This is a genomic window from Mycolicibacterium agri (genome assembly GCF_002553505.1).
In the GTDB taxonomy this organism is placed as follows: domain Bacteria; phylum Actinomycetota; class Actinomycetes; order Mycobacteriales; family Mycobacteriaceae; genus Mycobacterium; species Mycobacterium agri.
Genome location: NZ_PDCP01000126.1, coordinates 1 through 12,169, shown reverse-complemented (window position 1 = coordinate 12,169; position 12,169 = coordinate 1). Strand labels below are relative to the sequence as shown.

Sequence of the window (12,169 nt, the reverse complement as noted above, 5' to 3'; positions counted from 1 at the left end):
GCACGGCAACTCCAGCCTTCCCCGGGCGGGGCCACTTCGAACCGCCCAGCCGGGGCCAATTCGAGTTGACATAGCCACTCGGTAGTGCGCGATCTAGAGGCGGTAGCCCAATAGGGGTCGGCATCGTTATGTACGAGCTCTGCGGCAGAGGTGTGATACGAGCACACGTCGGGCCAATCTGCGCCACCGATTCTTTTTCTAGGTTGTGCGGTATGGGCTGCGCGTACCGTTGACCTGTCAAAATGAGCTTGTGTCCAGGGGGTGGGCGAACCTCCAGGGAGGTGGGCTGCGATGGTCGAGGGGCCGGCGAGCGGGCTTGGGATGGGGCATAGCCATTTTCCGCCGATCGAAGACTATGCGTTCCTATCCGATTGCGAGACGACGACGTTGATCGCCCCGGACGGGGCGGTGGAGTGGCTGTGTCTGCCGCGGATGGATTCACCCAGTGTATTCGGTGCCGTTTTAGATCGCGACGCCGGGCGCTTTCGCATCGGCCCGGCCGGGGTCGACGTCCCCGCGGCGCGTCGCTACCTCCCGGGCACGATGGTGGTCGAGACCAGCTGGTGGACGCCGGGTGGTGGCTGGCTGGTCGTCGCCGACGCCCTGCTGATCGGGCCATGGCATCACGAGGACGAGCGTTCGATGACCCATCGCCGCGCGCCGACCGATTACGACGCGGCGCACGTATTGCTACGCATGGTCCGCTGTGTCAATGGTCAGGTACAGGTGGACATGGACTGCACCCCCGCGTTCGACTACGGCCGCCTGGCGCCCCGTTGGTCCTACACCGGCAACGGCTATCACGACGCGATAGCCGAGCCGGCGGGCGACGGACCTCGGCTGCACCTCACCACCGACCTCAATATCGGGTTCGAGGGCCCGACGGCGACCGCACGGACGCTGCTCAAGGAGGGCCAGCGCCGGTTCATCGCGCTCTCCTGGAGCACGCACGCCCCGCCTACCACGATGAAGGAAGCGGTGCGCCGGCTGAGCTGGACCTGCCACCACTGGCAGCACTGGCTGGATCGCGGCACGTTCCCCGACCATCGATGGCGGGGCCACCTGCAACGCAGTGCCCTGACGCTCAAGGGCCTCAGCTTCGCCCCGTCCGGGGCGATCGTGGCGGCGGCCACCACCTCGCTGCCGGAATCGCCTGGCGGCGAGCGCAACTGGGACTACCGCTACACCTGGATACGGGACACCGCGAAGACATTGTGGGCGTTCAACTCGCTGAGCTTCGACTGGGAGGCCAACGACTTCTTCCGGTTTGTCGCCGACGTGGCCGAAGCCGAACAGGGTGATCTGCAGCTAATGTACGGCGTCGACGGCGAGCGCGAGCTAACCGAAACGACTCTGGATCACCTTTCCGGCTACGAGGGTGCGCGGCCGGTGCGGATCGGCAACGGCGCCTACAACCAGCGTCAGCACGATGTGTGGGGCGCGATCGTGCGCGCAGTCGACCTGCACACCGGGCCGCATCACCGCGTCAACGACCGGCTGTGGCGGATCGTGCAGACTCAGGTGGAACACGCGCTCGAGCACTGGCGCGAACCCGACCAGGGCATCTGGGAGGTGCGGTCGGGCCCTCAGCACTTCACCTTCTCGAAGGTGGCGTGCTGGGTAGCCGCCGACGCCGGAGCCCGGATCGCGGCGGTGCGCGGCGAGGACACGCTGGCCGGCCGCTGGCGCGCCGCCGCCGACGAGATCCGCGCTGATGTGCTGGCCAACGCCGTCGATGAACGCGGCGTGTTCACCCAGCACTACCACAACAAGGCCCTCGACGCCTCGGTACTGCTCATCCCGCTGCTGGGGTTCCTTCCGCCAAGCGACGGGCGGGTGCGCAACACCGTGCTGGCGATCGCCGACGAGCTCACAGAGGAGGACATGGTGTTGCGCTACCGCGTCGACGAGACCGAGGACGGGCTATCCGGCGCGGAGGGCACCTTCACGATCTGCTCGTTCTGGCTCGTCTCGGCCCTAGTCGAAATAGGCGAATTATCCCGAGCCAAGACCTTGTGTGGAAAGCTGCTGTCCGCGGCCAGCAGCCTCGGGCTCTACGCCGAGGAGATCGACCCGCACAGCGGACGACACCTCGGCAACTTCCCTCAGGCCTTCACTCACCTGGCGCTGATCAACGCGGTCACCGCGGTGATCAAGGCGGAACGGGCGATGGTTGGCAACCACGTAGTGCCATAAGTCTGGCGGGCATCCGCGGCGAGGGTGGCTACCATCGTCGCATCCGAAGTCGCCCGCGACTTCGGCGGTGAATACATGGGCGCGCAGAGAATGACAGGCGAGGCGGTGGCCATGCATCAACAACCCGACCGCGTTGCTAATTGCAGCGTGCTGCCGGAGGTGGACGGGGCCGAGTACGCCTCGTTACGCAAGCGGTCCACCCCGCGTTCGCAGCGGTACGCGCTGGGACGTAGCCTGCGCCAGCGGGTGCCGCGATCGGCGTTAGGAGAATGGTGCCCGCCGGTGGGCCGTCCCGACGCCGTGCATCAGATTATGGAATCGCACCAGGGCCGTGTGGACTGGCTCATTCCGGTTCGGGTGGGTCGGATGATCGCCTCGCCGTACGGGTTCCTACGGGGCACAGCGATCGTAATGGCCGAGGACGTCGCCCATCTCCCGGCGACCGGCATCAGACCGGTGATTTGCGGTGATGCGCATCTGGGAAACTTCGGGTTCTACGCTTCGCCGGAACGCGATCTGGTGCTGGACCTCAACGACTTCGACGAAGCACACACCGGCGGCTGGGAATGGGATCTGCGCCGCCTCACCGCGAGCATCTGGGTGGCGGGCAGGCAAAACCGCGCCACCGAAGAACAATGCGAGTCAGCGGTCACCTCGTGTGTGGCCGCCTACCGCAACCACATCCGATGGCTCGCCGAACGACCGTTGTTGGCGCGTTCGTTCGACCGCCTCGACCAAACCCGGTTGCAGGTCACCGCATCCGACGAGGCGCTGCGCGCCGAGATCGAGCGTTCGGCCCAGCGCGCTCGAAAACGCGTCAGCGATCGGGCGTTGCCGCGGCTCACCCGCGAAACCGAAACCGGCAGGCATATCGTCGAGGAGCCGCCGCTGATCACCCGGCTGGATGATGCCGAGGTCGGACAGCTCAGCATCGCGATGGACGAGTACCTGGCAACGTTGCCCAGCCACTGGCGCCGGGTGCTCGGCGGCTACACGATGACCGATGCTGCACACAAAGTGGTCGGCGTAGGCAGCGTGGGCCTGCGTGCGTACGTGGTGTTATGTGAGGGCAGCAGCCCGGATGACGTGGTGTTCCTGCAGCTCAAGCAGGCCCGTCGGTCGGTGATCGCACGCTTCGTGCATGGTGACGCGGCCTGGCATGCCCACCAGGGTCAGCGCGTCGTCGAATATCAACAGGCGCTGCAGACCGTCAGCGATCCGCTGCTGGGCTGGACCACTGTGGGTGGTCGCCAGTTTTATGTCCGGCAGTTCCGAAACATGAAGGGCGCGATAGCAATCGACGGCCTCACCGCGCCTGCGCTCACCGACTATGCCGGCATCTGCGGCAGGCTCCTCGCCAAGGGGCACGCCCGCACCAGCGGCGCATCGATGATCGCCGGATACGCGGGAAGCGGTGACAACCTCGACCGTGCGCTATGCCGTTTTGCCCTTCGCTACGCCGATCAAACCGAGCAGGACCACCAGATGTTGTGCAAGGCCGTCGCGCGTGGCCTGCTGCCCGCCGAAAGCGGGTTCTAAATCTGAGCCAAGGTGGCCGCTGCAAATCTCCTGCTTATCGCCAGCAGGCCTATAGCCCGCTAAACTCGGCCGCAGTGATGGTCTGGTCGCGGAGGCTATTGGGCGCGAAGGTCAACGCGATCCGACGGCAGGTTGACGCACCGGATGGATTCTGTCGGCGAAGTTCTCAGCCGCTGGCCTGCTTCACCAGCTCCGTACCGGCATTTCCGGATGTCGGGTTGCGCGAGCCGTCGCCGAGGCCTGGAACGTGGCGGCGTACCCGGTGCACGGTGTGCCACACCAGCAGCACCGCGACCGGGATGGCCAGCGCCGCCGTCAGGGTGTCGTCGATGGGCAGGCCCACCGATTTGAGTCCCTTGGCCAGGTAGCCGACGAGTCCGACGATGTAATAGGAGATCGCCGCGATAGACAGTCCTTCGACGGTCTGCTGCAGTCGTAGCTGTAGCTGCTGGCCTCGACGCAGCTCGCCTGCCACAACGAGGCCGCTTCGTCCTGGTTCATTCCGGCAGTCTATCCAGCCCGCCAACCTCCTGCCGTTTCAGTTATCAAGGGCCAGTTGTGATTTCGCCCTCAGAGGGCGTGTCGTTGAGAGTCGGCCAACATCCGAGCGGTGCGGTACCTTCGAGTCAAGAGCTGATCGAAGGACCGTGCCAACAATCCGTGCTGCCTCTCCTCGCGCCTGACACCGGGCACGTGAGCGTGTCTACAGCGTCGTCGCCACGGTCAGTTTCCGGCGCGAGCGATGCCGGTTGCTGCTGGGCGGGTGAAGTGCTCGCTCCGCCCACGCGCGCACCGGGACTTCACGGTCTCGTCCCCCGAATCTGCGGACGTCTTGCGCCCCTCATACGGCGGTACCTCGGGTTCGACGTCGCCCGTCGGTTCGTTCGAAAACGTCGTCTCAAAAATCGGGATTCTCCGGATCACCATACGTCGGGACCGATTCGTCGCCCTCGTATGTGCCCGACGGCCCCGCCCGATGGCTGATCAAACCCGGCCCCCGGGACCTTCGTTGTTCCGCATTACTCATGGCTAACCCCTCTCGGGCGCCGCTGCGCCGCGGCGAGTAAATCGCCGGGATACCCGCAATCGGTACCCAATAACCCCGGCGAGAGTCGCGTTGGCCGAGTAGCAGGGAGGTTTCGCGGTGCAGCCGGTCGAAGTTGTCCAAGGCCGCGCAGACGCCCTGCGGGAAAGCCCATGCACGTGCCGATCGGTGTCTCCGGCGTAGATGCAGTGCCGAAAACCTTGCACTCCACGGTTTGATCACCCTGAAGCACCTCGCCGCGCATGAAGCACAGTCCCCGCGCCATTCGAAGTGGGGCCGCAGTTGAATGTCTCGGCCATCAGGTTCAGCGCCTGGGCGGTGCACACGGTCTATCGTGTTCGCGGCGATCATGCCTTCTCAACCAGGCGAGTCATATGGCCTGCGCCTGGTTGGCGCGGGCCATATGTTCCTGGACCACCGACCACAGCCGGTAACCGAGCATGGCGTGGCTTTCCTGGATGCGGTGGATGCTCTGGCTGTGCACGGTGAAGCAGAAGTCGACGTCGTCGGCGACCGCCATCCGGCCGCCGTCGTGACCGGAGAACCCGATGGTCAGTAGGCTCCGCTGTTTTGCTTCGGTGATCGCCGTCATCAAGTCCGCGGAGCTGCCCGACGTCGACAACGCGATCGCGACGTCGCGGTCGCGGGCATGGGCGATGATCTGGCGCTTGAAGATCAGCTCGAACCCGACGTCGTTGCCCAGCGCGGTCACCACCGCGTTGTCGGCAGCCAGTGACCACGCCGCGACGGGACGACCGCGTGCTGGCCGGCTGAACAGCGACGCCAGCGTCGCGGCGTCGGTGGAACTGCCGCCGTTGCCGAAGGTGTACAGCCGCCCGCCGCGGCGGAACCGTTCGGCCATCGCGCTTCCTGCGATTGTCAGCGCGTTGCCGTACTCGTCCAGTGACTCGCCTTGCAGGCGCGCGCTCTCGGCGGCCTTGCCCCGGGCCGACGCCGCCAGGTCGTCGAGCAGACTGGTGGCGTCGGTCTCCTCGGACTCGATAAACGGATACAGAAAGCTGGTGTTTTCGGACTCTGTCATCGGCTCACCTCGCTTTCAATTCGGGTGATCGCGGCACCCGCGTGCAGCAGCACGAGGTCGTTGGGTGCGACATCACCCAGCATCGTGACGTCAACCGATTCCTCGCCCCTGGCTGTGCGGACCAGCGCCTGATTGGTCGCGTCGGTCGGCTCCAGCACTACCTCGGCGAGGCGGCCTTCGTCACTACAGGTCACGCAGACCTCGTCGGTGCACTCGTCGGCGGAGGGTTTGAGCAGTCCCGGATGCTCGAAGCAGACGTGGGTGAGCTCCCACAGCAGGTGGTACATGAGCACGAAGGTTCCGGTGGCCGGCAGCAGGGGGTCGTCCGAGTCGATCCAGAGGATGTGGTTGGCCGCGCCCGCCGGCGGTCGCGGACCCGAACCGATCCACAGCGTCTGAACGCCCCACGCCGGAGCGCGGCGCATCGCATCGATCACCGCCGGTTCATCGGCCGATGCGACCGCGATGAGCAGGTCACCGGGCTGACTCGCCACCCGCACCTGTGCCACGGGATCCGGTTCAACCAGCGCGACCGACGGCAACGCCCGTTTGCCCATGATCACCGGATGGACGAACTCGACGGCGACGTGGTGTGCGTGCGGTTCCCATCGGGGAGAGATCACCCACAGCGTGGCGCCGTCGTGGAATCTGCGGGCTAGGTCCAGCGCGGCGGCGGCCAGATCAGCGGACAGTTCGGTATCGACGTAGGATCCACCCGGTTGCACGGTAGTCGTCATTCGGCAGTCTCTCCTCAGGGGGCTATCTGCAATTCACGCAAGCACACATCGCTGACCCCGGCTATCCACCAGTGTCCTCCGATCTCGCTACGGGGCAAACGCTTTCGGAGGACGAGCTGTTTACCAGTTCAAGCGTGGCCTGAGTTGTTGCTGCCGTCGCGGCCCCGTCGTTGTGGTAGTCGAGTCAGGCCAAGGCGGCTGCCGTTGTATAAACGAATGGCCGGAAGCTCACGCCCTGCACCACCCCGTGTACGTCGATGCGCGACCGGTGCCGGCTGGTCAAGGCGGGTCCTCGATGCCTTGACCTCTGCCCATCAACTCCAGGCCCGACGTCGCGGCGTCGGCGCCGGCCTTGTTGGTCTTCTCCACGACGAAGCCCATGTGGATGATCACCCAGTCGCCGGGGGCGAAGGTCTCCTCGGGCAGAATGCCGACGTTGACCTTCCTGGGCTCACCGGCGACATCGACGAGGGCGAGCTGGTCGCCATAGCCCTCCAGCATGCGGATGACTTGCCCCGGGATGCCCAGACACATGGTCAGCCCTTCCTCACCGGTTCGAGCAGCCGCGCGATGACGTCCTCGATTGCGCGCACCGCTGCGGGGACCGCGACCGTGACCTCCTCGGACAGCCCGATACCCTCGTCGACATTTGCGGCTTCACAGCCCACCACCACCGTGTACGGCGGCGTGCCGCCGAGCGCCTTGAGGCTGGCGAACACCGCCGCCGGGTCCATTGCGTGCGCATCGAGACCCGCTGTGGCGGCCAGGCTTTCATGGTCGGCCTCGAACACATGAATGGTGCCCGGCGCCCCCCGGCAGGGGATCGCGTCGACGAGGACGAGGGCTTCGCAGCCGTCGAGCAGGTCGTACGCCAGGTGCATGCCCCTGATCCCGTAGTCCACCAGCTGAACACGCGGACCACCGAGCCGTTGAGGGACGTGACGCATCACCTCGGAGCCGAAGCCGTCGTCGCCGAGGAAGATATTGCCGATCCCGGCTACCAGAATTCGAGACGTGATTGCATCTCCACGCTTACATCCGGCGGATCTTGAGGTAGCGCCTGGCATCCGGGATCGACATGACTCCGATCAGCGCGCCGGTCAGCACGACGGCCGCCACGACACCTACGGCAATCCAACCCACAACTTCCATTTCGGATTCCTTTCACTTCAGCGGTTCGACCTCGTCGGGGGCGAAGTACAGGTAGCGGCCGTACCAGTCGTGCATATCGGCGGCCGGATCATCCTCGAGGACGACACCGATGTGCTGGTCACCGTCGACGTCCTCATGCACCGAGGTGACACGCGCGATCTTGTCGGCGTAGAAGAGGTCCTGGGCATCGGCCCGCCGCGACGGCCGTAGCCGGACCCGACTACCGCGGGTCACCCTTGTGCCGTTGACGAGGATCGCGTCCACTTCGGGGCGTACCGCGTTGTCCGCCATGGGATCCCACCAGTCGACGTCCGCGGGGACCTCCGGAATCAGCCCCGGTTCCTGGGGAGGCCCGTGCGGATTGCGCAGCACACCGTGCAGATCCAGCATCGCCTCGGGTGACATGGCATCGCAGCGGTCGATGATCTGGGCCGCCAACGGATCGGTGGCGCGGGCCTGCGCCTTCTCCTCGTCGGTCATCGTCATGACCCGCAACGTGAGAATCTCGTCGATCTCGGTGGAGTCGTACAGCGCGCCCTTGCTCTGTTCGGCAATCTCGGGATGGTCGTAGAGAATGATCGGCGACACAAGCACCAGGTCATGCGCGCCTGGCGGTCCCGCAAGCACCGGGAAACAGCGGTGCTGCCGGCACCGCGCAACCGCGTCGGCCGCGGAGTCCGGTGGTTCCAGCAGCGACACCCATTCCCCATCGGCGACTTCGATGAGCAGATGCGTGCCGATCAACGAGGTCGCGATCGCCTCGTCCTTGTCGGCGGCCGGTGGCGCAGCATTGCGCACCTCGAACGACAGTCGCAACAGTTCGCCGTCCCGCTCGGCGGAGATATCCAGGTGACCGTGCAGCGCACGGCGGGTGCGCACCAGCCGACCGCCATCGAGCATCTCGATGTCGCTGCCACCGGGGATCGAGATATCAAGCGTGCGTGGCAGGCTCGTGACGGGGAACCGGTCGATCGCGACCTCGCGTTCGACCGCCTCATCCCAGCTTAGCCAGCTGGTTGACCCGGTGGCCAGTTCGTCGACTCGCTCGAAGCGGCCACCGCCGACGTCGCGCTCGGCCCCGCGGTGCTGCAACTGCAGGAACCGCACCACGCCCGAAAGTGACGGGACGCCGTTCGACCGCACCAGTACCTGCGCGGACAGCGTGTCATCCTCACCGATGCCGGTGTCCGCGGCGCCCTGCGGTCCGAGCACGCCGAACTGCCAGCGCGACTGGTTCTTTCGCGAGTTGGCGCGGTACGGGTAGAGCAGGTAGCCCTCGTACAGCACCGCGTCGGCGACGGCGCGTGCATGGTCCCACCCGGCGGTCATGGCATCTCCCGCGTCGCCGAGCTGGTCGCCAGCAGGGAGGTGATCGCGTCGTCGAACCCGAGCAGCCCGCGTGCGGAGCGGTACGCCGCAAGTGCGTCGATGGTTGAGCGGTCCAGCCGCAGCCACCCGGTGTTCGGAAAGTGCTGCTGCATCAGGTCACGCCAGACGGCCACGAGCATGTCGTAGCGCTCCTCGCGGTCCCACGGCACCTGCTGCACGGTGAAGCCGTTCGACCCACGGCCGAAAACCGTTCCGCTGAACAGGAACTGCAGCGGGACGGTGCCGTCTCGCAGCGCATGCAGGTACTTCGCCGCCGCCACCTCGAAGTCATACGTGCACTGCAGCGGCAGGTGCACCTGGGTGGTACCGGTGAAGCCCGGCACCATCGCGGTGGCGTGCTGCCACAGGAATGAGTGTTGAGTGCCCGCCCAGCGTTCCCGCGGCCCGAACAAGTCCATGAGCCCGGCGGCTTCGCCGTCGGAGTACTGGCGCCGCGACGGTTCGATGCGCACCTGACACCGCAGTGCGATCGCGTGCACCGGTTCCTCGCCGACCGAGGCGATGCCGACCCGCACCATCAGGATCGGCGTCACCGCGTGTGGCTCGGGCAGGACGTCGAGGACGGCGAACGTGACATCTGTCATGCTCGATCCACCACCCGGCTGCGGCTGTCCAGCGACTCGAAGAACTCGTCGATGTAGTTGCGTGCGTCCTGGCCGCCGTCGAAGCCTCGCCACATCATGCGCAGCCGCCCGACGAACTCGTAGCAGGCGTCAATCGGCACCAGATAACCCAGCGGGGGCGCGCTTTCGTCATCGGGTACCCGTACGAGCAGGGCCTCTGTGTCGTCGGCCATGGTGTCCACCCGCGGGTCGGCGGTGCGGATGTCGTTCCACGCCTGTAGGTCCAGCTCCGACTCCGTGGCGCCGGCCGGGCCCGGGTAGAACGCAACCGTGCGCCCCAGCGCCGAGTTGTGGAAGAAGAAGGCCAGCCCGACGGGTATCTGCAGCGCCTCCCACTGGCGTCGGTCCAGCGCGAAGTCCGGGAACGTGAGGTAGCGGTCGGGGATGGCGCGGTAGCGCAACTCGGCGGTGGTGTCGGTGAACAGGAGGTAGCAGCCGCGGCAGACACACATTATTTGGCGACCTTCGAGGTTCACCACGTGCTGGTGCTCGTCGGCGATGGCCTCCGAGCACATCTCGCAGCGCTCGCCGGCCACCTGCGGTGTTCCGCGGCTGGCGCGGATCCGCGCGAGAACGTCGGTGACGTTGCCGGTGCCGTTCATCACGCCACTTCTTGCGGGGTGGCCATCGACAGCACACCGTCCCGCATGAGCACGGGTATCGGCTCGAGGTGCCTGTCGCCGCCCACACCCGCGCCCGCATGGACCACGTCGAAACCGGCGCCGCAGCCCGGGCATCTCAGCACCGCACCGGAAAGCTGCGCGCCTGCCAATGTGCCGGTGCAACTTGGACATTGATCGCGATAGGCGAAGACATCGTCACCCATCCGGCAGACGAGAGTCGTCGTGCCCGACACCCGGAAGCCACCAACCTCGCCGTCGCTCAACTCGGCGAGCTCCGGGACCGGCTGCCACGCTGTCGACCGGTGACCGTTGCTGCGCAACCGGGTGAGCAGCGAATCAGCCGGTATCAACCCGGCGCTCGGGTCCTTGTCCGCGGCAACGACCTCGATCGAGGCGATCTCCGGCGCGGCGGCGCGGACCGCGTCCTCGACCGCCAGCTCCAGCGTGATCGACGACGACGGACAGGTCTTGCAGCTGCCCTGGAACTGAAGGCGAACGACACCGTCGGCCACCCCGAGCAAGGACACGTCCCCGCCGTGCGACCCGAGGTAGGGCCGCACGCTGTCCAGCGCGTCAGACACCCGCCGCTCGACGTCGTACGGATGCAACCCGTGCACCAGCAGCAGGCTGGCGACGAGGTCGTCGGCCGCGAACCGGTCCGCGAGACCCGGATCGGCGGCCAACGCCACCTCCATCATCCGCATCAGCACCGCCCCGTACAGGTCGGTCACTTCACGGACGAGTTGCTCCGCGCGTTCCCGCGCGACGGCGCCGCCCGAGGACGACGCGTCGAGCAGGGTTTGTATTCGCTCGCCCGCCGTGCGCCACTGCGCGTCGTCCTGGGAATCGTGGAGGCCTGGCAGTGTCGGCGGGGCCATACGCTATTCCCCGGTGACGGATTGGGTGGGGGAGTGCAGTAGATCCAGTGACTTCCCGTTGCCGAGGTACATGTGCACACCGCAGGGCAGGCACGGGTCGAAGCTGCGCACCGTGCGCATGATGTCGATGCCCTTGAAGTTCTCCCTCTTGTTCTCCTCGAAAATCGGGTGACCCTGCACCGCATCCTCGTACGGCCCGGGTGTGCCGTAGCTGTCGCGCGGGCTGGCGTTCCAGGGTGTCGGCGGATACGGGTGATAGTTGGCGATCTTGCCGTCGCGAATCACCATGTGGTGGCTCAGCACGCCGCGTACCGCCTCGGTGAACCCGCAGCCGATGGCTTCGTCGGGCACCTCGAACTTCTCCCAGGTCTTGGTGCGGCCCGCGCGGATCTCTACCAGCGCCTTCTCGGCGAAGTGCAGTGCGCATGCGGCGGCGTAGGCCTGGAAGTAGGTCCGGGCGCGGTTGCGTTCGATGGTGTTGCTGCCCTGCTGGGGGATCTTCCACTCGAGCGAGACCGGGCCCTTGAGCGCGGTCTTCGGCAGGTTGATCTGCACGCTGCGGCCGGTGGCCTTGACGTAGCCGATGTCCACCAGCCCGGCCAGTGCGGTCGCCCACAGTCGGGCCAGCGGGCCGCCGCCGGTGTCCAGCGCCAGGTGGTTCTTGCCGTCGAACCAGCGCGGTGACATCACCCAGCTGTAGTTGTCGTCGAAGTCACGCTTTTGCGGTCTCGGGTTGGTGTGCTGGTTCCACGGATGCCGACGGTCGACCGGGTTGCCCAGGGGATCGGTCTTGACGAACATCTCCTGGTCGGACCAGTCGTCGTAATACGAACTGCCCAAAAGGATTCGGATGCCGAGGTTGATGTCCACCAGCGAATGGGTGTGCAGCTTGCCGTCGATCACCACGCCGGGCGTGACGAACATGGCGTTGCCCCACTTTTCCAT

13 protein-coding genes and 2 pseudogenes are annotated in these 12,169 nt (G+C 66.3%); 2 read left to right on the top strand and 13 right to left on the bottom strand.

The features are described 5' to 3' along the window. The first annotated feature begins 321 nt into the window (after positions 1-321). Positions 322-2,196, top strand: coding sequence for a glycoside hydrolase family 15 protein (locus CQY20_RS31650; RefSeq protein ID WP_308494491.1), 1,875 nt, complete (start codon positions 322-324; stop codon positions 2,194-2,196). 111 nt (positions 2,197-2,307) lie between these two features. Next, positions 2,308-3,735 (top strand): DUF2252 domain-containing protein, encoded by a 1,428-nt coding sequence (locus CQY20_RS31645; RefSeq protein ID WP_097944967.1) that lies wholly within the window; start codon positions 2,308-2,310, stop codon positions 3,733-3,735. Positions 3,736-3,901: 166 nt separating this feature from the next. On the opposite strand, the gene CQY20_RS31640 is transcribed toward CQY20_RS31645, so the two are convergent. From CQY20_RS31640 to CQY20_RS31580, 13 genes and pseudogenes are all read right to left on the bottom strand, one after another. Further along, a complete protein-coding gene (locus tag CQY20_RS31640; RefSeq protein ID WP_207767354.1) occupies positions 3,902-4,210 on the bottom strand; it encodes a DUF3422 family protein in 309 nt (102 codons plus the stop codon). Between the two features lie 639 nt (positions 4,211-4,849). Beyond that, a pseudogene (locus CQY20_RS35785) lies at positions 4,850-5,005 on the bottom strand (hydrogenase formation protein HypD); the annotation flags it as partial. Between the two features lie 145 nt (positions 5,006-5,150). Then, positions 5,151-5,822, bottom strand: coding sequence for a D-sedoheptulose-7-phosphate isomerase (locus CQY20_RS31625; RefSeq protein WP_097944961.1), 672 nt, complete (start codon positions 5,820-5,822; stop codon positions 5,151-5,153). After that, entirely contained in the window at positions 5,819-6,559 is a 741-nt protein-coding gene (locus CQY20_RS31620) for a hydrogenase assembly protein HupF (protein ID WP_097944959.1), read from the bottom strand. Before CQY20_RS31620 ends, CQY20_RS31625 begins: the two co-directional genes overlap by 4 nt. Before the next feature lie 190 nt (positions 6,560-6,749). Beyond that, positions 6,750-6,842 (bottom strand): annotated as a pseudogene (locus CQY20_RS36305) (acylphosphatase); the annotation flags it as partial. Continuing rightward, positions 6,839-7,093: a HypC/HybG/HupF family hydrogenase formation chaperone gene (locus CQY20_RS31615; RefSeq protein ID WP_097944957.1), complete on the bottom strand. Its 255-nt coding sequence runs from the start codon at positions 7,091-7,093 to the stop codon at positions 6,839-6,841. The pseudogene CQY20_RS36305 and the gene CQY20_RS31615, both read right to left, overlap by 4 nt. A 2-nt stretch (positions 7,094-7,095) precedes the next feature. After that, entirely contained in the window at positions 7,096-7,578 is a 483-nt protein-coding gene (locus CQY20_RS31610; RefSeq protein WP_097944965.1) for a hydrogenase maturation protease, read from the bottom strand. Positions 7,579-7,591: 13 nt separating this feature from the next. Then, positions 7,592-7,711: a DUF6893 family small protein gene (locus CQY20_RS36300; protein WP_097944955.1), complete on the bottom strand. Its 120-nt coding sequence runs from the start codon at positions 7,709-7,711 to the stop codon at positions 7,592-7,594. A gap of 12 nt (positions 7,712-7,723) precedes the next feature. Next, complete coding sequence (locus CQY20_RS31600; protein WP_097944953.1) at positions 7,724-9,040, bottom strand: hypothetical protein; 1,317 nt, start codon at positions 9,038-9,040, stop codon at positions 7,724-7,726. Continuing rightward, positions 9,037-9,684, bottom strand: coding sequence for a DUF6084 family protein (locus CQY20_RS31595; RefSeq protein ID WP_097944951.1), 648 nt, complete (start codon positions 9,682-9,684; stop codon positions 9,037-9,039). The genes CQY20_RS31600 and CQY20_RS31595 overlap by 4 nt, the downstream gene beginning before the upstream one ends. Beyond that, complete coding sequence (locus CQY20_RS31590; RefSeq protein WP_097944949.1) at positions 9,681-10,325, bottom strand: DUF5947 family protein; 645 nt, start codon at positions 10,323-10,325, stop codon at positions 9,681-9,683. The genes CQY20_RS31595 and CQY20_RS31590 overlap by 4 nt, the downstream gene beginning before the upstream one ends. Further along, a complete protein-coding gene (locus CQY20_RS31585) occupies positions 10,325-11,224 on the bottom strand; it encodes a NifU family protein (protein ID WP_097944947.1) in 900 nt (299 codons plus the stop codon). The genes CQY20_RS31590 and CQY20_RS31585 overlap by 1 nt, the downstream gene beginning before the upstream one ends. A gap of 3 nt (positions 11,225-11,227) precedes the next feature. After that, the coding region (locus CQY20_RS31580) for a nickel-dependent hydrogenase large subunit (RefSeq protein ID WP_165789322.1) at positions 11,228-12,169 on the bottom strand (942 nt) is incomplete at its 5' end.